The following is a 20,998-nucleotide window of genomic DNA, read 5'->3' as shown; positions in this document are numbered from 1 at the left end:
GCGTAGCATGAGCGACGGTGTGTGCTAACTATGTTTGACCAGTCCGAGCGCCTGGGCGCGCGAGACGGCTTGAGCGCGTTTTTCGACTTCCAGTTTGGTGAAGATGCTCTTCAGGTGGGACTTGACCGTTTCAGGGGTTATCCCGAGCGTGCGCGCAATTTCCTTGTTTGATTGTCCCTGCGCGATCAACGCGACGATACCGCGCTCCCGCGAGCTGAGCCGCTCCCGCTCGCCTTCGGGTCGAGGCTTGCTGTCGGGTTCGTGCTGTGCTCGCCAGCTATCCAGTAGACGGTCCAGCCAGGTCACGATTTCCTGCGCCTTGGCAGGAGGGCGCGCGCTTTCGCGCGCCAGCTTCAATAACGGGCCGATCTCCGACCCTTGATCGACAACGGACTGACAGACCCCGGCAGGTGCTGCGAGCGTCGCCACCTCGTGGAATATCTCGAGCGCCCGATCGCGCTCGCCTGCGTTCAGCCATGCCAGCGCGAGGAGGGTCCGCAGCCGCAGCGCGAAGTAATTGCCGTGGACGCGTTCGAGGCGCTCCAGGGTACCGCTCAATATCTCGACCGCCTCGTGCGTCTGCTGCCGTTGTATCGCCAGGCACGCAGCCGCGAGATCGCGGTAGTTTTCAATCTCCTGCGACACCGGCGAGGATGACCCGCTGTTGGAGGCGGCCAACTGACGTAGCTGCGCCACGCACGCGCCTGCTTCGGCAAGCCTGCCTTCCGCAAGATTCAGTCGGGTTCTTTCCGCGAGCGCGGCGGCAACCAGCCGGTTCCATCGGCGTGCCTGCCCCAGCGCCTGTGCACTGTCGAGCAGGGCATACGCGTGGGCAAAATTGGAGCCCGCCACGGCGATGCGAACGAGTACGCGATAGCTGATCAGCACGCTGTCGAGAAACACGGCGAGTTCAATGACCGGCATGAGTTCGACGAGCAGTGTTTGAGCTTCATCCAGCCGGCCCTGCTCATAAAGCAATTGGGCGACCATCGGCGCGCACAACGCCGCCGCTATCGAGTGCGGGCCCGAATGGCGCTCCGCGAGTTCCATCGCTTCGTTGAAGCGGCGCTGCGCAAGCGGAAGGTGCAGTTGTTGCATTTCCACATGGCCAAGCAGGCAAAGCCGATAGACCGAGGAAAAGACGCTGCGCTGGTCTTCCTCGATCGAATCGGGAATCCACGGTACGGCGTGCAGGGCTTCGAGATTGCCCGCTTTCCAGTGGGCAAAGCGCGCCACGTTCGAGACCGCATTGGTGGCCCACGAGTCGCGCGACGGTCGGCTCAGATAGTCCTGCGCGAGCGTGAGCGCCCTTTGCGGGTCATCCTGTAAGGCTGCAAGTGCGGAGCGAATCGCGACGCACTCCCACCGCACGTGGTCAGCGTCGATACCCTTGTCGGCGGCACCGCGTTCGATCGAATCCAGCATCGGGACGGCGGCATCGAAACGCAGGGCGAGTACCGTGCCCCAGGCGATCGCAAGCGTGACGGTGGTCTGGGCCCGCATCAGATCGGCTGGGAATTGACGCTGCCAGCCGACCAGCGTGAGCAGATCGCCTCCTTTGAGGAGGGACTTGGCGCAGTGTTCCATGAGACGAATGGCATCGTCGGCTGCATCGGCCGCAATGGCATGCCTGACGGCGTCTGTCCACTGCTGCTGGCCCGCATACCATTGCCACGCGCGGCGATGCAGTTCGGTGATCTCCTCGGGGTAGCGCAACTCCAGCCGGCGCTGCAGATACTCGGCCATCAGCGGGTGATAGCGGAACCAGTGTCCTTCCAGATCCAGCGGCTCCAGTAGCAACTGGCGCGCGACAATCGCATCCAGCATGAGCTGGCTCGGTTTGAGGCCGATGAGCGCCTCACACAGCGGCGCGCTCAGACGATCGAGGATTGCCGTACGCAGCATGAACTCGAACATCGCCGTAGGTAGGGACTGGAGTATGTCTTCGAGATAGTCTGCAAGCGGTCTGGATGCGCCAGTCGGCGCGCTGGGCCGCCAGCCTCGGGGGCGATCGTCACGGGCCAGCGCCGACGCGGAAATGCGCAGCGCGGCAGCCCAGCCTTCGGTGGTCGCGAACAGCGACTTCACTTCCGTGCTGCGGAGCTTGCCGGGACATTCGTGCTCGACGAAGCGGCGCGTTTCGTCGAAGTTGAATCGCAACGTCGAGGCGTCGATTTCCAGCAGCTCGTTTCGGGCGCGCAGCCTGGCCGTAGGAAGAGGGGGATCCGTTCGGGTGCAAAGCACCACGTGGACCTGCGAGGGCACGTTGGCGATGAAGAGCGACATCGCTTCGTGAATCGGCGCCTCGCTGATCAAGTGGTAATCGTCGATGAAAAGGAAGACCTCGTCGTCGACGTCGACAAGCTCGTTAATCAGCGTCGACGCGAGTGAATTCGCCGGCACAAACGACGCTTCGGCGGTCAGGCCGATCACCGAGGCGCCGACGTTGCCACAGGCTTGCCTTAATGCGTGCGCGAGATGGTTGAAGTAGCGGGCGGGTTCGTCATCTTCGGCGTCGAGAGATAGCCAGGCGATCCGCGCGCTGCTGGTCCCGAGCACGCTTAGCCAGGTGAGCGCGAGCGACGTCTTGCCAAATCCGGCGGGAGCCTTGATCACCGTCAGGCGCTTCTTTTCTGTCTGCGCCGCGAGAGAGGCGAGGCGTGGCCGATCGATCAGGCCGGCGGGCAGACGTGGCGGGACGATCTTGGTGGCAAGCAGGACGGGTTGCCTCGTTGAGGGCAGCGCTTGCGTCACGTCTGAGCAACTCCTGACATACCGGTTGAACCTGACTATCCTGACTTTTCGCCCGTTCCGTCTTCGTGGTTTGGCGCGTCGCCAGCCATCATACGGCTCAATCAATCATACACGCCCACCCATTCCAGGTAGGCCCGTCAAAGCGGGGCAATCTTACTGCGGCGCATCATGTAAAGCACCAGGTGAAAGACCGGACTTTCCGGAGCAGGAAATCTAATGCTCAGGGGCGGGAGTTCAACCGGTAAGATTGGCGATCGACCAACGACTCGTCCGCGTGATACTCGCATGCTCTCGCCCAGCGCCACCGTTCCCATCTCGCTCGTCAATGGCTTTCTGGCCGGCGCGCGCGCTCAGCCCGAGGTGATCCGCCGCTATCTCGACGAAGCCGGCATCGCGCCCGACCTGCTCGCGCGACCCGGTGCGCGGGTCACGGAAGAACAGTTCTCGACGCTGTACCGCATGCTCGCCATCGAGCTCGACGACGAGATGCCCGGCGTCTTCAGCCGCCCGTTGCGCAGCGGCACGCTGAAGTTTATCTGCCTGAGCCTGCTCGATGCGCGCAACCTCGAAACAGCGCTGCATCGCTTCGGCCAGTTCTTCCACATCGTTCTGGACGATTTCCATCTCGAGTCGCGGCGCGATGGCGCCGTCGCTCAGGTCGCGTTGCGTCCGAACCCGGCTTACGGCGAGATCGGGCCGCTTGGCCAGGAGCTGATGCTCAAGCTCGCTCACGGCGTGTCGTCGTGGCTCATCGGCCAGAAGATTCCGTTTCTGCAGGTTGACTTTGCGTGCCCGCGGCCCGCACATGCGCTCGATCACCGGTACTTCTTCTCGGGGCCGCTGCGCTTTGGCTGCGAGCGCACGCTGATGCGCTTCAGCGCGGACTATCTCGACATGCCGCTCCGGCAGAACAAGCGCAACCTGAGCAGCTTCCTCGCCCGCGCGCCCGGCGACTGGATCTTCGAATCGTCCAGCGAACAGCTGGTGAGCCACAGGGTGCGCCAATATCTTGCCGCGCAACTGCCCGACCTGCCGACCATCGACGGGGCAGCGCAAAGACTTCATTGCTCGGTTCGTACGCTGTGCAGGCGGCTCGTTGCCGAGGAAACCAGCTTCCAGGCACTCAAGGACGAATTGCGGCGCGACATCGCGATCCAACGGCTCGCCGATACGCACGATACGATCGCCGCCATCGGGGCCGACCTCGGCTTTGACGATCCCAGCGCGTTTCATCGCGCCTTTCGCCAGTGGACGGGCAGCACGCCCGGCACCTACCGCACGCGTAATCGGCACCGGGTGTGACACCCGTCGAGGATCCGCAGCCGCCTGAGCGGGATGGCCGGATTTGTCACCATGTGGTCCGGTTTTGACAATTCGGACGGGGCATGTCGATGCTACGATTTGCCCTACACCCTTCGCGCCTGGCCGGGTTTGCCACACTGTCGCATCCTGGCGCGCGTGCTTCTGGTTCCGCCGCTGTTGCGCTTCTGCTCGCGGCCTGAACCGCCCTGAACCGCCCCGACTGGAAGTCAACCATGAGCTACATCGCCCCCGTTAAGGACATGCTATTCGTGCTGAAAGAGCTGGCCGGCATCGACGACATGTCGAAGCTGCCAGGTCTCGAAGAGGCCGGCATCGACACCGCCCAGGCCGTGCTCGACGAAGCGGCAAAATTCTGTGGCGAAGTGCTGGCGCCGCTAAACGTCGAAGGGGACCGCAACCCGAGCAGCTGGAAAGACGGCAAAGTCACCGCAACGCCAGGCTTTGCCGATGCGTTCCGGCAGTTTGCCGAGGGCGGGTGGCAAGGGGTCCAGCATCCGGCCGAATACGACGGCCAGGGGCTGCCCAAGTTGATCGCCGCGCCGTGCATCGAGATGCTCAATGCTGCGAACCTGTCGTTCGCGCTGTGTCCGTTGCTGACCGACGGCGCCATCGAGGCGCTCCTTACCGCAGGTTCCGAAGAACAGAAGCAGCGCTACGTGCCGAAGCTCATCTCGGGCGAATGGACCGGCACGATGAATCTGACCGAGCCGCAGGCCGGCTCCGATCTGGCGCTCGTGCGCACGCGCGCCGTGCCGCAGGGCGACGGGTCGTACAGGATCTCTGGCACCAAGATTTTCATCACTTGGGGCGAACACGATATGGCGGAGAACATCGTGCATCTCGTGCTGGCCCGCACGCCCGATGCGCCCGAAGGTGTGAAGGGCATTTCGCTGTTTATCGTGCCGAAGTTTCTCGTCAACGAAGACGGCTCGCTCGGCGAGCGTAACGACGTGCATTGTGTATCGATCGAACACAAGCTCGGCATCAAGGCAAGCCCGACCGCGGTGCTGCAATTCGGCGACCACGGCGGCGCGATCGGTCATCTGATCGGCGAAGAGAACCGCGGCCTCGAGTACATGTTCATCATGATGAACGCGGCGCGTTTCGGCGTCGGCATGCAGGGCATCGGGCTCGCGGAGCTTGCGTACCAGAAGGCGGCCGCCTATGCGAAGGAGCGCGTGCAAAGCCGGCCGGTCGACGGTTCGGCGAAGCAGGCCGTCAGCATCATCCATCACCCCGACGTCCGGCGCATGCTCGCCACCATGCGCGCGATGACCGAGGGCGCGCGTGCTCTGGCGTACGTGGCGGCGGCGCACAGTGACCACGCGCACCATCATCCTGTCGAAGCGCAGCGCGCGCGCCATCAGGCGATCTACGAGTACCTCGTGCCGGTCGTGAAGGGCTGGAGCACCGAGATGGTCAACGAAGTCGCGAGCCTCGGCGTGCAGGTGCACGGCGGCATGGGCTTTATCGAGGAAACGGGTGCCGCGCAGTACTTGCGCGACGCGCGCATTCTCTCGATCTATGAAGGCACAACGGCGATTCAGGCCAACGATCTGGTGGGCCGCAAGACACTGCGCGACAACGGCGCGGTCGCGAAGGCGCTCATCGCCGAAATCGCGGGGACGGTTGAGGCGCTTGCGCAGATCGACGGTGCGGCGGCCGCATCGATGAGAACCGAGCTGGAGAAGGGGGCGCAGGCGTTGTCGAATGTGGTCGACTTCGTCATTGCGAACGCGAAGGGCGATCCCAACGCGGTGTTCGTTAGCAGCGTGCCGTACCTGAAGCTCGCCGGCGTCGTGCTGTGCGGCTGGCAGATGGCGCGCGCACTCGTCGCCGCGCAGCGCAATCGCGCAGACGATCCCGCGTTCTACGATACGAAGATCGCCATCGCGCAGTTCTACGCCGAACATATCCTCGTGCAGGCGAGCGGCATCGAAGCTTCGATCGTCCGGGCGAACAGCCGTCACGGCGTGCTCGCGCTTGGCGAGGATCAGTTCTGAGGCGGCAGGCGATCGTGTCCGCTGGGCAAGCCTTGTTCTGTCCGGCGATGCGGAGGTAGCCGCAGCCATCAACGTAAAAAAGCCCGCAAATTCTGCGGGCTTTTTTACGTCTTGTGCAAGCGTGTTTCCAGCAATCGCTCGCAAATTACCCAATCAGCTCGCGATGCAACGCCATGAACTCCTGAGCGAGCTTGTGTCGAGGGTCGAAGTGCACCATCGGTTTCGCATACTGATGAGATTCACGGATTTTCACGGAAGAGGACAGCCGGGACGCCAGCACCGGCAAACCCTCGCTTACGAGCTCCTCGACCAGTTGGAGCGGCAGGCTCGCACGGGGCTGAAACTGATTGATCACAATCCCTTCGACTTCCAGCCCGGCATTGTGGTCCTGCTGAATTTCCTTGACGTTATCAAGCAGCGTGTACAGGGCTCGACGAGAAAAGTCGTCGCAGTCGAACGGGATCAGGCAGCGTTCAACCGCGATCAGCGCGGAGCGGGTGTAGAAATTAAGTGCCGGCGGCGTGTCGATATAAATTGCGTCGTACGCATCCAGTTCGTTCAGTGCGTCGCGCAGCTTGTAGATTTTGTAGCGGGATTCGAGCTTGCCGTGCAAAGCGTCAAGTTCCGGATGGGAGGGCATCACATCGAGGTTCTCGAACGGCGTGGGATGGATGAAAGTCGACACGGGTGTCGGCCTGAAGCTGAAGCTCAGGGCTGTCTCGAAGAAGTCCGCCACGCTGGGCTTGAGCTCGCGTGCCTGCTCGCCGAGAAGATACTGACTGGAATTGCCCTGAGGATCGAGGTCGATCACTAGCGTGCGCAAACCTTCGCTGGCGCTGATCGCCGCGAGGTTGCAAACGATGGTCGATTTGCCCACTCCGCCTTTCTGATTGAAGACGACACGCCGCATCTGATTCAGCCCCTTTTTTATTGCAAGAACACGCGAAGCCCACAGCTTACCCTGGCGAAAATGCCGCTGTACCGAACATTTCTCGACCGGGCTGCATCGCCCGCGAGTGTGCCGCTGCTCGTGTGCGACACGCAAATTTGCGACCGCGGCGTCAACCCGCACCTCAGCTTTTTTGAGCGTTTCGAGATTGCCTCGAATACTGTATGAATGTACAGTAATACAGCGGCGGCCAGACCACGAATGCTGTGCATTCTGGTGCGCGGACATGATGCAGTGATGACGCGGCTAATAGTGTGCGATAGGCGGAGCTATACATTACGAACCGAATTTCGCCGCCGTGTGCCGGCGAAGGCGCACCGTGATCCGGGGTCACCGCTGACCAGTTTTCCCAGGCGCGCGGCAAGCGCGCACGATTGAACGGAGATTCGACCTGATGCCGGCTTCACCCACGCAGGCGCACCATGCCTGAACAACTCTGGTTGCCCGGGCTCGAGGCGCCGCCTGTTCCGACCGACGGCCTGTTCTTCGCGGTCTTCCCCGACGCCAATACGGCGAGCAGTATCGCGAAGCTAGCGCAACAGCTCTGCGGGGAGACACGTTCGAAAAGCAAGCCTCTGGTGGCCAACCGTTTGCACGTCACATTGCTTCACCTTGGGAATTTCGCAGGCGGTTTGCCGCAAGCACAGGTGGATGCGGCGATGAAAGCGGCCGCGTCGATCCGGATGGAACCGTTCAGCGTCGAGTTTGACCGTGCTTTGAGTTTTGCGTCGAGGCCGCGACCTGGCCCTCTGGTGCTGGGAGGCGGCGAGGGCGTGGCCGGCCTCCACACGCTCCACGATGGGCTCACGCGGGAATTGCAGAACGCGGGATTTGGTAACCGCAGCGTCTCGCCGAATGCGGCGCCGTACACACCACACGTGACGCTGGCTTACGGCATGCCCTGGATCGCGACGCGTCCTGTTGACCCCGTCAGTTGGAACGTGCGTGAGTTGGCTCTGATGCACAGTCTGCTCGGGCGTACCCGGCATGTCGCGCTGGCGCGTTGGCCTCTGGCTGGAGAGAAGTGAAACGCAGGCGGGGCGCCGCTCGCTCGCATAGACCTTATTGGAGCCGCGACCCTGCATGCCAGGCGTTAGAACCGCATGCCGGTGGCGCAACCGCCGGCAAAACCGCCGCCGCTGCCGCCTGCGCCGCCGCAGAACACACCGCAGCCGGACAACGCGACCGCCATCATGACGCTTGCCAACGTGACGCGTAGATGCGGGGCCGGAATCCGTTCCCGCTTCCGCCTGAATGGTGAGGATGCCGCTGGCAGCGCGTCAGGAAGTTCCGCATCAGGGCTGTGATTGATCATTCCGGTTTGCATGGCGTAAATCGTGTCGTTGACTGTCGATGAATAAGGGTGTCTATCAGCGGCCGTTTCTTGCGTCGCGTGTTGAAAGAATTTCGTAATTATTTGCCCGCACCCTACAGCGCTGCGGCAAACCGGTCAGGCTAGCGCGGGGCGTGCATCCCGCAATTGCGAAAAATCTGAAAACCAGAAGGTTTCGTCGGTCAGACTGTCAGAACGGTCGTGCGCTCCCTGATAGAATGCTTGGGCCGCAACGTAGTGGACTGCAGATGAAATTGCTTGATGCGTTAGTCGAACAGCGTATTGCCGCCGCAGCCGCGCGCGGTGAGTTCGATGATTTGCCGGGCGCCGGCGCGCCGCTGCCCCTGGAGGACGATGCGCTCGTCCCCGAGGAAGTGCGGGTCGCCAACCGGATTTTAAAAAACGCGGGTTTCGTGCCGCCGGCTGTCGAACAGCTGCGCGCATTGCGCGACCTGCAGGCGGAGTTGAATGCCGTGAGTGACCGTACCGCCCGTTGCCGTCTTCAGGCACGCATGCTTGCGCTCGACATGGCACTTGAATCGCTGCGCGGCGGTCCGCTGGTCCTGCCGCGCGAATACTGCCGGCGAATCGCTGAACGGCTTTCCGAGCGCGCCGGCAACCTCGACACGGCCGACGCGGGATCGCAGTGAGCGCGCCGCTTGCCTGCGGCGCCGCGCCGAACCCGGAGTCGGCGGACGGAATGCCAGCAACGGCTTCTCAGGTTGAGCCCATCAGCGGCAACGCTGCCGACGCCGTCGCGAGTCATCTGGCGGCCGCCAACGCCACGCTGAACCGCTCCCCCGCACCTGGCGAAGTGTCGGCGCTAGCTGTTTCCGAGCGTGATCGTCACTTCATGGCACTGGCCCAGGCTGCCGCCGAAGAAGCGCGCGCGGCGGGCGAAGTGCCGGTCGGCGCAGTGCTCGTACGGGGCGATGAAGTCATCGCCAGAGGTTTCAATCATCCGATTGGCGCGCACGATCCGTCCGCGCATGCTGAAATGGCCGCACTGCGCGCTGCCGCGCAGGCCGTCGAAAACTACCGTCTGCCGGGCTGCGAGCTTTACGTGACGCTCGAGCCGTGTCTGATGTGCGCCGGCGCGATCATGCACGCACGCATTGCCCGCGTGGTGTTCGGGGCGCGTGATCCGAAAACGGGCGCATGCGGCAGTGTCGTCGATGCATTCGCGAATCCGCAGTTGAATCATCACACCACGGTGACCGGCGGTGTGCTCGAGGATGAATGCGGCGCGGCGCTCAAATCGTTCTTTGCGGAGCGCCGGCGCGCAAGCCGCGAGGCACGCGCAGCGGCCCGCGTCGAACCGGGGCCGGCTGAGCCGATCTAAAACAACAACGTCCAACAGGTCTCGCCAATGACCGTCCATCGCACCATTGAACTGATTGCGCCGTCCGGCTATCCGCATGATCCCGAGATACTCCATCGCGCATTGCGCCGCTTGCATGCGCAGGGGCATCGCGTCGACGGTGTGGAGGCGACGCGGCGCCGCTACCAGCGTTTCGCCGGTACCGACGGCGAGCGCGCGGCCGACCTGAACCGGCTGGCCGACCCCTCGCGCAAGTTACCCGACATCGTGCTGGCGGTGCGCGGCGGCTATGGCGCGGTGCGCATTCTGCACGGACTCGACTACGACGCGCTGCAGCGGCGGCTGACCGATCAGCCGGTGGCACTGGTGGGGCACAGCGATTTCACCGCGGTCCAGCTTGCGTTGCTTGCGCGGGCCGGCGTGAAAACATTCGGCGGGCCGATGTTGATGAGCGATTTCGGCGCGGAAGAGGTGAGCGAATTCACCATGCAACACTTCTGGTCCGCGTTGACGAAACCGACCATGACAGTGTCAGGCAATGTGCCGCAAATGCAGCCGGTCGACGTATCGGGCATGTTGTGGGGCGGCAATCTGGCGGTGCTGACTTCACTGATCGGCACGCCGTACATGCCGCCGGTGCAAGGCGGCATCCTGTTTATCGAGGACGTCAACGAACAGCCGTTCCGGATCGAGCGGATGATCTATCAGTTGCACCTGTGCGGCATTCTTGCTCAGCAGCAGGCGCTGATACTGGGCGATTTCTCCGGCGGCAAATCGTACGACTACGACAACGGTTATGACCTGCACGCGGTGATGGAGCAGGTGCGGTCGGTGGTCGGGATCCCGGTCATCACCGGTCTGCAATTCGGCCATGTTCCCAACATGCTGACGCTGCCCGTGGGCGCGGACGCACACCTCGTCGCTGACGCGCATGGGTTCAAACTGACGCTATCGGGTTATCCGTATCTGGCGTGAGCCCGGCGAATCACGGAGCGGGCAGAGTTCTGCCCGTTTCTTTTTAGAGCAGAAACGCAACTAACGGTCAAGTATTCCGGTCGCCTGCGTGCAGGCGAGCCAGTGAAGGTCCAGAGGTTTTGTTGACAAAACCAGCCCTCAATCGGCGGGGCGAACCCACGTTAATTAAACTGGTAGTGAAGCTGGTTGTAGCCCGCACGGTGTTCCGTCTTGCCCGCAGCCCAACACCCTCATGAAGATTGTCGAAATTCTTAGCAAAAATTGTTGACAATTTTTATGTCCATCCTATGATGACCAACATACCGAGACGCACATCATGTCCGATACAGATTCCGCCAACGCAAATAGTTCGAAACCCGAAGCGATCGCCGAGCGCATCCGCGCCGCGATTCTCGAGCATCGGCTCGCGCCTGGCGCCAAGCTGACCGAAGCACAGTTATGCGAAGTATTTGGTGTGAAACGCGGCCCGATCCGTCAGGCGCTGTCGCAGTTGGCGACCGACCACCTGGTCGATCTCGAACCGAATCGAGGCGCGTTTGTGGCGAGCCCCTCGTTGCAGGAAGTGCATGAGGTGTTCGAGATGCGCCGCATCATTGAACTGGCCGTGGTGGAGCGTATTTGCAACGGGCACGGCACACGGCGGTTGAAGAGTATCGGCAGCATGATTGGCCGCGAACGCAAAGCGTTCGAAACACGTGATTTTCCGGCGTGGATCCGCCTGTCGGGCGAGTTCCACACCGAGTTGGCCGGACTAACCGGCAACACCGTGCTGTGCGACTGCCTGAACGGACTGGTAGCGCGCTCCACGTTGATTTCCGCACTGTATGAATCGCTCGGACGCAGCCCATGCTCGTTCGAGGACCACGAAGCGATTCTCGCCGCGCTCGACGCCGGCGATGCGAAGGAGGCGGCGGCCTTGATGTCGCGCCATCTGCAAAGCGTCGAGTTGAAGATGCTGGACCGCCCCGCGCGTGGTGCGGCCGATCTGCATGAGGTGTTCGGTGCACGTAACGGTGCACCCAAACAGGCGGTTAAAGACAAGTCCGCGCCAGGCTGAGGCAGGCGGCCGGTGTGCGCCCGTTGCTGGTGCGCGCCGCACTGAAGTGAACTGAACCGGATCAAGCGTTGCAAGGCGGCTCGGCGTGAGCGCTGCCGGCTTGCGCACGCGTGGACGCCGCTGAGACGGCATAGAAGTAGCAACGCATCGTCGGGACCCCGCGGCCGCTGGCGGTGCGATAACCACAAGTACATCAGTACGGAGACGTCCGCGGGGCGGCTAGCCAGGCAGCTTCATTTTCCTTTGACCCTTCGGGGCAGGAGAGCGTGCATGGCATGGCTGATGCAATGTCCTTCGATTCTTTATCGATGGTCCCTATCTCAAGGAGGAGTCATGGCTCAGTTCAGTGCAGCGCCCAGCAGCCCCACCATTTCCACTTACGCAGACAGCGCGCCCGGCGATTCGCCGATACCGGCAGGCTACAGCGACAGGTTGTATAACGAAGATCTTGCGCCGCTGCGCCATCAAACCTGGGGCGCCTATAACATCTTCGCGTTCTGGATGTCGGACGTGCACAGTGTCGGCGGTTATGTGTTCGCGGGCAGTCTGTTCGCGCTTGGACTGACGAGCTGGCAGGTGCTGATCGCGCTGCTGGTCGGCATCACGATCGTCAATCTGCTATGCAATCTCATCGCGAAGCCGAGTCAGGCCAACGGTGTGCCTTATCCGGTGGCGTGCCGCGCGACCTTTGGCGTGCTCGGCGCAAATATTCCCGCGGTCATTCGTGGTTTGATCGCGGTGGCGTGGTATGGCATTCAGACATACCTGGCGTCGAGTGCGCTGGTCATCGTGGTGCTGAAATTCGTGCCGCAACTGTTGCCGTATGCCGACGTGCACCATCACGGCTTCATGGGACTCTCGACCCTCGGCTGGGCCGGTTTCATGTTGCTGTGGGTCTTGCAGGCACTGGTGTTCTGGCATGGCATGGAGACCATCAAGAAGTTCATCGACTTCGCTGGCCCGGCGGTCTACGTGGTGATGTTCATTCTCGCGGGCTACATGGTGTATCGCGCAGGATGGCGAAATATCGGCATCAACCTGGGCGGTGTCAAATATCACGGCATGGAAGTGGTCCCGGTGATGATCACGGCGACTTCGCTGGTGGTGTCGTACTTCTCCGGGCCGATGCTGAATTTCGGCGACTTCTCCCGCTATGGCAAGAGTTTTCGTAGCGTGCAGCGCGGTAATTTCTGGGGGCTGCCGGTCAACTTCCTGGCCTTCTCGCTGGTGACGGTGGTTACGACCGCGGCCACGCTGCCGGTGTTCGGCCAGCTGATTACGGACCCGGTCGAAACGGTGGGCCGTATCGACTATCCGACCGCGGTGATTCTCGGCGCGCTGACCTTCACGATTGCCACCATCGGTATCAACATCGTCGCCAACTTTGTGTCGCCGGCTTTCGACTTCTCGAACGTGGCGCCGCGTCTGATCAGCTGGCGCGCGGGCGGCATGCTCGCAGCGGTGGCGTCAATCTTCATCACGCCGTGGAACCTGTTCAACAATCCGGCCGTGATTCACTACACACTCGACGTGCTCGGCAGTTTCATCGGCCCTTTATATGGTGTCCTGATCGTTGATTATTTCCTTGTGAAGCGTCAGAAGATCGTGCTCGATGACCTCTACTCGGTTTCACCGGCTGGTTCATACTGGTACAAAAACGGCGTCAACTACCGTGCTGTGGCTGCATTGCTGCCGGCCGCCGTCATCGCCGTGGTCTGTGTGATGGTGCCGACGCTCGATGGTCTGGCGAATTTCTCGTGGTTCATCGGCGCCGGACTGGCTGCGGTGTTCTATCGGATGCTGGCTCGCTGAGCCCATGTTGCAACAGGAGTCGATATGCGTATCAAACTGATCAATCCGAATACCACGCAACGCATGACGGACGCGATGGGCCGCTGCGCGCGCGAGGTCGCCGCACCCGGCACCGAAGTGATCGCGGTCAATCCGACCATGGGGCCGCCGTCGATCGAAGGCTATTACGACGAAGCTCTCGCGACCCCCGGCTTGCTCGCCGAAGTGATCGCCGGGGAACGTGAAGGTTGCGACGCGTACGTGATCGCCTGCTTCGGCGATCCAGGCCTGTACGCGGCGCGCGAGTTGGCGCGCGGCCCGGTGATCGGCATTGCCGAAGCCGCAATGCATGCCGCGAGTGTGCTGGCCCCGGGCTTCTCGGTGGTGACGACGCTGGCGCGCACTTGCGGCATGGCGTGGCACCTTGCCGAGCGCTACGGTATGAAGCGCTTTTGCCGCAACGTGCGAGCCACGGATGTGGCGGTGCTCGATCTCGACAAACCCGGCTCGGCGGCACGTCGCATCATCCTCGATGAATGCCGGCGGGCGCTGGATGAGGACGGCTCAGACGCGATCGTGCTCGGGTGCGCGGGCATGGCCGAGTTATGCGCCGAGATTGAGGATGCCCTGGGGGCGCCGGTCATCGAGGGCGTGACGGCGGCCGTCAAATGGAGCGAGGCGTTGGTCGCGCTGCGCCTGTCGACGGCCAAGCGCGGCGACTATGCGCGGCCGTTGGCCAAGCGCTACGACGGCGCGCTGGCGGCCTTCAGCCCGGCCGATGCGGACCCAAATCCGGCGCCGCCGCGTCCGGCGGCCACGGGCGCGGCACCCAGCGCGAAATCGGCGAAACCGGCGAATCCAGCGGATATGGCGCGGGTAAACGCCAGGGAATTCGCGCCGGAAGTGGTCCCGGAAGTGGCGCCGCACATACATTCCGTCTGACACGCACTATCTGCCCGGGTGTATGGGCGCACCCGGGCGTTTTCGCTACACTGGTCCCACTCGGCGCTGGCACCCCAATGACCTTTGGGTGCTGTTTGTGGGACTGCGTTCTGGTGCTGCTTCAACTCGCGCCAGCAGCATAAACTTGCCGGCACTACATGCAAGCCCACGCGAATTTTACGTACTGTCACCACGCATTCGTCAAACCATGCCACTCGACTCGAACTATCCACGCGATCTGATCGGCTACGGCCGCCACCCGGTGCAGGCGAACTGGCCTGGTCGAGCGCGTGTGGCGGTGCAATTCGTCCTGAACTACGAAGAGGGCGGCGAGAACTGCGTATTGCACGGCGATCCGGGCTCTGAACAGTTCTTGTCGGAAATCGTCGGCGCGGCGGCTTACCCGGCTCGCCACATGAGCATGGAGTCGATCTACGAATACGGCTCGCGGGCAGGCGTGTGGCGCATCCTTCGCGAATTCGAAAAGCGCGGTTTGCCGCTCACGGTGTTCGGCGTCGGCATGGCAATCGAGCGTCATCCTGATCTTGGGCGCGCATTCGTCGAACTCGGTCATGAAATCGCCTGCCATGGTTACCGCTGGATTCACTATCAGGACGTATCGCCGGAGAAAGAGGCGGAGCACATGCGCCTCGGCATGGAAGCGATCGAACGTGTGACTGGCGAGCGCCCGCTCGGCTGGTACACCGGTCGCGACAGTCCCAATACGCACCGGCTGGTCGCCGAGCATGGCGGCTTCCTGTACGACTCGGATTACTACGGCGACGATCTGCCGTTCTGGATGGACGTCGAGGTGACAGGCGGCGCGAAGGTGCCGCAACTGATCCTGCCGTACACGCTCGACACCAACGACATGCGTTTCGCAAGCCCGCAAGGCTTCAACACGGCGGACCACTTCTTCACGTATCTGCGCGACGCATTCGACGTGCTCTACGAAGAGGGCGACGAAGCACCGAAAATGCTGTCGATCGGCATGCACTGCCGGCTGCTCGGCCGCCCAGGGCGCTTCCGTGCGCTGCAACGTTTTCTCGACCATATCGAACAGCACGATCGCGTGTGGGTGACGCGGCGCGTCGATATCGCGCGGCACTGGCGCGAACATCACCCTTACCAGCAAAACAACCGCGGGGCTGCGGCATGAAGGCGATGCAATACACTCTGGACCAACTCAACAGCATCTCGACCGACGCGTTCGTCGCAGCGCTGTCGGGCATTTTCGAGCACTCGCCGTGGGTCGCGGAAATTGCTGCGAATCAACGGCCGTTCGCCAGCATCGAGGAGTTGCATCGCAAGATGTCGAATCTCGTCGAGACGGCTGGTGAAGAAAAACAGCTCGCGCTGATCAACGCCCACCCGGAGCTCGCCGGCAAGGCTGCCGTGCGCGGCGAACTGACAGCCGAATCGACGCGCGAGCAGAGCGGCGCGGGCCTCGCCCAATGTACGCAGGAAGAATTCGACAAGCTGGTCGCGCTGAACAGCGCCTATCGCGAGAAGTTCGGTTTCCCGTTTATCCTGGCGGTGCGCGGTTATGACCGCCACGGCATCATCGCGAACTTCGAAGCGCGCGTGAACAACAGCCGCGTCGACGAGTTGCGCGCCAGCCTTGATCAGATCTACCGCATCGCACGTTTCCGGCTCGACGACCTGATCGACGCGTAAGGATTTAGCCACGCGTCGCGAACCTCGAGCTGAAGCGTTTTTTCAGCACTAACGAACACTAAGGAAGACAAAGATGGCACTCCCGATTCTCGACCCCAACGCACCGGACTTCACGCGTCGCTATGTGAACCTGGCGGACCCGCGTCTGGGCGCGCAGGCGCTCGAGGCCAGCGACGATTTCTTCGCGCCGAAGGAACGCATGCTGAATCCGGAGCCGGCCGTCTTCATTCCAGGCAAGTACGACGATAACGGCAAGTGGATGGACGGCTGGGAAACGCGCCGCAAGCGCGCCAATGGCTACGACTGGTGCGTGGTCAAGCTTGCGCGTCCGGGCGTGATCAAGGGTTTGGATCTCGATACCAGCCACTTCACCGGCAACTTCCCGCCGGCGGCCTCCGTTGAAGCCGCGCGCGTGGTGGACGGCGTGCCGAACCAGTCGACCCAATGGACTGAAATCGTTCCGTCCACGACGCTGCAAGGCAATAGCCACCACTATCACGAAGTCAGCGACGCGAACGCGTACACCCACTTGCGCGTGAACATCTACCCGGACGGCGGCATTGCGCGTCTGCGTGTGTATGGCCAACCACAAGTCGACTGGGCAGGCGCGAGCCGCACTGAGCAATTCGATCTGGCGGCGATGGAAAACGGCGCGTATCTGGTCGCGGCGAACAATCAGCACTTCGGCGCTGCCTCGACGATCCTGATGCCGGGCCGCGGCGCGAACATGGGCGACGGCTGGGAAACGCGCCGCCGCCGTGAGCCGGGTAACGACTGGGCGATCGTCGCGCTGGCGCAACCGGGTGTGATCAGGAAGATCGAAGTCGATACCGCGCACTTCAAGGGCAACTTCCCGGATCGTTGCTCGATCCAGGCCGCGTACGTGACGGGTGGCACTGACAGTTCGCTGATCACGCAAGCCATGTTCTGGCCGGTGCTGCTGGGCGAACAGAAGCTCAAGATGGACAACCAGCACTATTTCGAAAGCGAAATCGCGGCCTTGGGCCCGGTCACGCACGTGCGCTTTAACATCATTCCGGACGGCGGCGTGTCGCGTCTGCGTCTGTGGGGCACGCTCGCATCATGAAAACGCTGGCGATCGAACCGTTGACGAAGGAAGCGTTCGCCCCGTTTGGCGACGTGATCGAACTCGAAGGCGCGAAACAGATCCCGATCAACCTCGGTACGACGATCCGCTATCACGATCTCGCGAAAGTCGACGTGACTGAGGAGAACGGCCGCACGCTGGTGAACCTGTTTCGCGGGCAGCCGCGTACGCTGCCGTTCGAGGTGAAGATGCTCGAGCGTCATCCGCTCGGCAGTCAGGCGTTCGTGCCATTGAACGACAAGGCCTATCTGGTCGTCGTGGCGCCGGCGGGCGATCTCGATCCGAAGCAGATTCGCGCGTTCGTGACGAGCGGCTGGCAGGGCGTGAACTATGCGAAGGGCGTTTGGCACCATCCGCTGATTGCATTGGGTGAGGTGAGCGACTTTATCGTTGTCGATCGTGGCGGCGATGGGTTGAACCTGAACGAGCAGGATCTGGCCGAGTCGCTCTGGCTCACCGAAGATGCGTTGAGCGCGGTCGTCATGTGAGGTTTCGCGCATCGACGTAGTATTCGCGCAAGTCGACTCTGCAAAAAGGCCCACAGTGCATGCTGTGGGCCTTTTGTTTTTGCCGACGAGGATTGCAGGCGCGCCGCCGTATGTCAGCCACGCTTGCCAAGCAGTGGCGAACGCCCGATTACTTCGCGTGGTCGTTCCGCCGGTTCGGGTGCGGAAAATCCTGCCGCTTCGATTGCCGGTTTAAGTCCTTTGAATTGCAGACTTTTCTTCGGCGATCTCAACGACGTCATGCCTTCGTCCCACGCATGCAGCATCTGCTTGGCGACTTGGCGCCACTGCGGTTCGTTGCGCGCCGCTTCAATCACTTCATGGCCGACCTCGAGCGCCGAATCGCATAGCGCTTCCACCATCTGCGCGTATTGCCGCGGCGCGATTCCCATGCGCGTGTTGAAAAAGCGCTCAAGCGTTTTGCCGGCCGCCCAGGTTTTGCGGCCGTCGATGGGCAGACCCGGCGGATTGGCCGCGAAACGCGGATAGGCCTGGGTCGTGACGATGTCGTAGACCGGCGTGAACGCGACATCGTCGACCGACGTATAGAGCAGCGCGACATTCTTGGTATGACAGTCCGCGTTGCGCACCACATAGTTCGTCAACAGATGCCAGCCCAGTTGTTCGAGTTGCAGTCGCATACTGTCGCGATCGAGCAGATACGCTTTGGCGGCATTGAGCATCTTTTCGCTGGTCGAGTTGTATTTTTCGTGTGGCGGCAAGCCCAATAGTCCGCACATATCCTCGACGCCGTACGCGGGCAGTCCATTGGCATCCACGTCAAAACGTTCGACGATCAGCGCCCGGCCGTCATCCGACATCTGCGTGCGCGCGACCGGTGCCACGCCGACGCGTTCCAGTACACGCATCGAATAAAACTCGTTGAAGCCGAGAAACGGTGTGTTGTCGTCGGAGCCTTTGACGATGTGGCGGCTCGTTCGAATGGTCGGTTTGCCGAGCGGCGTCGGCGTGGACGTGCTGGCGACTTCCGCCTGCGGGGCGATGAACTTCGGTACGGCACCCGAGATGGCCGCGCGCGCATATTCCCGGACCAACGCGGCGAAATGCTCGGTGGTGTTGTCGCCATGCAGAATGTCCTGCACGTCGAGCGCTTGCAACTGGGTGCCCGGCGCGACGCCTTCTGGCGTAACGGTGACACGGCCAATCCCCATTGCCCCTACCACCGCAAGCAGCGACAGGTCGGTCCCGTCGAGCAAAGGACCGAATTGCTCGCGGATCAGATTCAGGAGATAGCCCTCTGGCAGGTTCTGCCGGAAAAACGGATGCAGGTCGCGCGGCCAGCGCCAAGCTTCTTCGCGCACCGGCATTGTCAGGCTGACGAAGTCGTTTGCCGTCGCGTCGCGGTTGTATTTGAGGACGTAGTCGTCGCGCTCACGGAACAGTGTGGCAATGTTCTTGCCCAGCACCTGAACATCGAGCCTCATGAGTTGGAATCCGGCATGCGCTGCTCAGCCAGGATGTCCTCGAGGGTTCGTCCATGTCCATGCGGAACGAATTTGAGGTCGTAGCCTGCTGCTTCGAGTAGACGCACGAGGGCCGACACGCTCATGTCGTTCCTGGCGAGCGTCTCCATGCGCGCTACCGTGGTACGCGCGACCCCGGCCCGCTGCGCCAGCTCTTCCTGCGACAGGTTGCTGCCGCGCCGAACGGCCTTCAGCATGTCTGCAACGTCGGCGAGGTTGGTCATTTGTATCCCCATGGCATCAATTTGGTGGATCGTAGGTCATATTGTAGCCCAAGAGGCACAAAGCACGCGTGCGCAATTTGTGCCCTTTGGGCTACAAAATAGTAGCATATAGCCAATATTGTGTCCTGTGGGCTACATTATCAAGCTGCGCCGTACCACTATCCTATCCAGTCGTCGCGAATGAAAAAGCGGACCTCCCGCTCGCGCGAAAAGCCCGCTTCACGTTTCCTTCCAAAGCCGGGCACCACACCCGGCCTAGCCATTACTTCACCGCACCGCCCTGGAACCACGCGGCGATCTTCATCCGCTCGTCGTCGGTCATGTGCGTGACATTGCCCAGCGGCATGGCCTTCAAGGTCACTGCCTGTTGATAGATCCGCTGTGCGTTCTGCGAGATCTCATCCGGCGTATCGAGCAGCACGCCGGCCGGGGCGCTGCCCATCATCGTCGGATGGGCCGAGTGGCATGCCACGCAACGTTGTTGCAGCACCGGCGCGATATCGGCCACCTTGACCACCGGCGCGTTCGCGGCTTGCGCTACCGGCACGACCGGCTTTGGCATCGTCGAGAAGAGGGCTGCGAACATCAGCACGATACCGACCAGCGGCAGATACCACAGCACCTGGCCACGGTGACGCATCACGAAGAACTGGCGAATCAGCGCGCCGGCCAGCATGATCATCAGGAGCACGACCCAGTTGTACTGATTCGTGTAGGTCATCGCGTAGTGGTTCGACAGCATCGCGAACACGACCGGTAGCGTGAAATACGTGTTGTGCACCGAACGTTGCTTGCCGCGCTTGCCGTAGATCGGGTTCGGCGTTTCGCCCTTGAGCATTGCGGCAACCATCTTGCGCTGACCCGGGATGATCACGAAGAACACGTTCGCCGACATGATCGTTGCCAGCATCGCGCCCATGATCAGGTAAGCCGCGCGGCCCGCGAAGATATGGCACGCCAGGTACGCCGCGATCACCACATAAATGCCGACGCAGATGCCGAGCACTTTGTCTTTATTGCCGAGCAGACGGCACAGCGAGTCGTAGACGATCCAGCCTGCGGCGAGGAAGCCGAGCGCCGAAGCAACCGCGACCACCGGGCCCATGTCGAGCACGTTCTTGTCGATCAGATACGTGGTCGGCGAGAGCAGATAAAGCACCGTGAACAGGCTCGCGCCCGACAGCCACGTGGTGTACGACGGCCACTTGGACCAGTGCAGGTCGTCCGGCATTTCCGGCGGCGCGACGGTGTACTTCTGCATGTTGTAGAAGCCGCCGCCGTGCACGTGCCACAGCTCGCCGAACACGCCACGCCTGCGCTGGTTCGGATCCGTGGGCGGTTTCAGGCTGTTGTCGAGTGCGACGAAGTAGAACGATTCGCCGATCCAGGCGATGGCGACGATGACGTGGAACCAGCGCAATGCCAGGTTCAGCCAGTCAGTGATAAAGCCTTCCATGAAACTCCTCCACTTCTGATTCGTTGTACGCCCAACGACGCTTGTGCCTTGGTTCCGCCTTCGGTGACCCGGCTGGCGGGTCGTCGGCATGCACG

General features: G+C 62.1%; 19 protein-coding genes. 13 read left to right on the top strand and 6 right to left on the bottom strand.

Annotated features, from left to right (window positions below; translation table 11 throughout):
• Nucleotides 1-24: 24 nt before the first annotated feature.
• Nucleotides 25-2,754 carry a winged helix-turn-helix domain-containing protein gene (locus PQR27_RS12415; RefSeq protein ID WP_408523939.1) on the bottom strand — a complete coding sequence of 910 codons (2,730 nt, stop codon included), beginning with the start codon at nt 2,752-2,754 and terminating at the stop codon, nt 25-27.
• Between the two features lie 285 nt (nt 2,755-3,039).
• Between PQR27_RS12415 and PQR27_RS12410 the strand changes: the two genes are divergently transcribed.
• Both PQR27_RS12410 and PQR27_RS12405 read left to right on the top strand, forming a co-directional pair.
• A complete protein-coding gene (locus PQR27_RS12410) occupies nt 3,040-4,056 on the top strand; it encodes an AraC family transcriptional regulator (RefSeq protein WP_408523938.1) in 1,017 nt (338 codons plus the stop codon).
• Between the two features lie 233 nt (nt 4,057-4,289).
• Entirely contained in the window at nt 4,290-6,080 is a 1,791-nt protein-coding gene (locus PQR27_RS12405) for an acyl-CoA dehydrogenase (RefSeq protein ID WP_408523937.1), read from the top strand.
• A 145-nt stretch (nt 6,081-6,225) separates the two neighbouring features.
• On the opposite strand, the gene PQR27_RS12400 is transcribed toward PQR27_RS12405, so the two are convergent.
• Nucleotides 6,226-6,990 (bottom strand): ParA family protein, encoded by a 765-nt coding sequence (locus tag PQR27_RS12400; RefSeq protein ID WP_408523936.1) that lies wholly within the window; start codon nt 6,988-6,990, stop codon nt 6,226-6,228.
• Between the two features lie 461 nt (nt 6,991-7,451).
• On the opposite strand from PQR27_RS12400, the gene PQR27_RS12395 reads away from it, so the two are divergent.
• Entirely contained in the window at nt 7,452-8,057 is a 606-nt protein-coding gene (locus PQR27_RS12395) for a 2'-5' RNA ligase family protein (RefSeq protein WP_408523935.1), read from the top strand.
• Between the two features lie 65 nt (nt 8,058-8,122).
• On the opposite strand, the gene PQR27_RS12390 is transcribed toward PQR27_RS12395, so the two are convergent.
• Nucleotides 8,123-8,356 (bottom strand): hypothetical protein, encoded by a 234-nt coding sequence (locus tag PQR27_RS12390; protein ID WP_408523934.1) that lies wholly within the window; start codon nt 8,354-8,356, stop codon nt 8,123-8,125.
• A gap of 254 nt (nt 8,357-8,610) precedes the next feature.
• Here PQR27_RS12390 and PQR27_RS12385 point away from each other — a divergent pair, with 254 nt between their 5' ends.
• The 10 genes from PQR27_RS12385 to PQR27_RS12340 all read left to right on the top strand — a co-directional run bounded on the left by PQR27_RS12385 (nt 8,611) and on the right by PQR27_RS12340 (nt 17,721).
• A complete protein-coding gene (locus tag PQR27_RS12385; RefSeq protein ID WP_408523933.1) occupies nt 8,611-9,012 on the top strand; it encodes a DnaJ family domain-containing protein in 402 nt (133 codons plus the stop codon).
• Between the two features lie 50 nt (nt 9,013-9,062).
• Nucleotides 9,063-9,704, top strand: coding sequence for a tRNA adenosine(34) deaminase TadA (gene tadA / locus PQR27_RS12380; protein ID WP_408525476.1), 642 nt, complete (start codon nt 9,063-9,065; stop codon nt 9,702-9,704).
• A 27-nt stretch (nt 9,705-9,731) separates the two neighbouring features.
• Complete coding sequence (ldcA, locus tag PQR27_RS12375) at nt 9,732-10,658, top strand: muramoyltetrapeptide carboxypeptidase (RefSeq protein ID WP_408523932.1); 927 nt, start codon at nt 9,732-9,734, stop codon at nt 10,656-10,658.
• A gap of 316 nt (nt 10,659-10,974) precedes the next feature.
• The gene (locus PQR27_RS12370) at nt 10,975-11,715 is read left to right on the top strand and encodes a GntR family transcriptional regulator (protein ID WP_408523931.1); all 741 of its coding nucleotides are present in this window, start codon (nt 10,975-10,977) and stop codon (nt 11,713-11,715) included.
• 333 nt (nt 11,716-12,048) lie between these two features.
• On the top strand, nt 12,049-13,527 hold the full coding sequence (locus PQR27_RS12365) for an NCS1 family nucleobase:cation symporter-1 (RefSeq protein WP_408523930.1): 1,479 nt from the start codon (nt 12,049-12,051) through the stop codon (nt 13,525-13,527).
• Nucleotides 13,528-13,551: 24 nt separating this feature from the next.
• Nucleotides 13,552-14,448 carry an aspartate/glutamate racemase family protein gene (locus PQR27_RS12360; protein WP_408523929.1) on the top strand — a complete coding sequence of 299 codons (897 nt, stop codon included), beginning with the start codon at nt 13,552-13,554 and terminating at the stop codon, nt 14,446-14,448.
• Between the two features lie 208 nt (nt 14,449-14,656).
• Nucleotides 14,657-15,607 (top strand): allantoinase PuuE, encoded by a 951-nt coding sequence (gene puuE / locus PQR27_RS12355; RefSeq protein WP_408523928.1) that lies wholly within the window; start codon nt 14,657-14,659, stop codon nt 15,605-15,607.
• Nucleotides 15,604-16,125 (top strand): 2-oxo-4-hydroxy-4-carboxy-5-ureidoimidazoline decarboxylase, encoded by a 522-nt coding sequence (gene uraD / locus PQR27_RS12350; protein ID WP_408523927.1) that lies wholly within the window; start codon nt 15,604-15,606, stop codon nt 16,123-16,125. Before puuE ends, uraD begins: the two co-directional genes overlap by 4 nt.
• 73 nt (nt 16,126-16,198) lie before the next feature.
• Complete coding sequence (gene alc, locus PQR27_RS12345; RefSeq protein ID WP_408523926.1) at nt 16,199-17,212, top strand: allantoicase; 1,014 nt, start codon at nt 16,199-16,201, stop codon at nt 17,210-17,212.
• Nucleotides 17,209-17,721 (top strand): ureidoglycolate lyase, encoded by a 513-nt coding sequence (locus tag PQR27_RS12340; RefSeq protein ID WP_408523925.1) that lies wholly within the window; start codon nt 17,209-17,211, stop codon nt 17,719-17,721. The genes alc and PQR27_RS12340 overlap by 4 nt, the downstream gene beginning before the upstream one ends.
• Nucleotides 17,722-17,834: 113 nt before the next feature.
• On the opposite strand, the gene PQR27_RS12335 is transcribed toward PQR27_RS12340, so the two are convergent.
• From PQR27_RS12335 to PQR27_RS12325, 3 genes are all read right to left on the bottom strand, one after another.
• Complete coding sequence (locus PQR27_RS12335) at nt 17,835-19,184, bottom strand: type II toxin-antitoxin system HipA family toxin (RefSeq protein ID WP_408523924.1); 1,350 nt, start codon at nt 19,182-19,184, stop codon at nt 17,835-17,837.
• Entirely contained in the window at nt 19,181-19,447 is a 267-nt protein-coding gene (gene relB, locus PQR27_RS12330; protein ID WP_408523923.1) for a type II toxin-antitoxin system RelB family anti-toxin, read from the bottom strand. Before relB ends, PQR27_RS12335 begins: the two co-directional genes overlap by 4 nt.
• Nucleotides 19,448-19,709: 262 nt before the next feature.
• The gene (locus tag PQR27_RS12325; RefSeq protein ID WP_408523922.1) at nt 19,710-20,903 is read right to left on the bottom strand and encodes a urate hydroxylase PuuD; all 1,194 of its coding nucleotides are present in this window, start codon (nt 20,901-20,903) and stop codon (nt 19,710-19,712) included.
• Nucleotides 20,904-20,998 lie beyond the last annotated feature (95 nt).

Origin of the sequence: Paraburkholderia fungorum, from assembly GCF_046027215.1 — a bacterium.
GTDB classification, from domain to species: Bacteria; Pseudomonadota; Gammaproteobacteria; order Burkholderiales; family Burkholderiaceae; genus Paraburkholderia; species Paraburkholderia fungorum_D.
The sequence above is the reverse complement of the archived record's forward strand: the minus strand, read 5'-3'. Positions and strand labels throughout refer to the sequence as shown.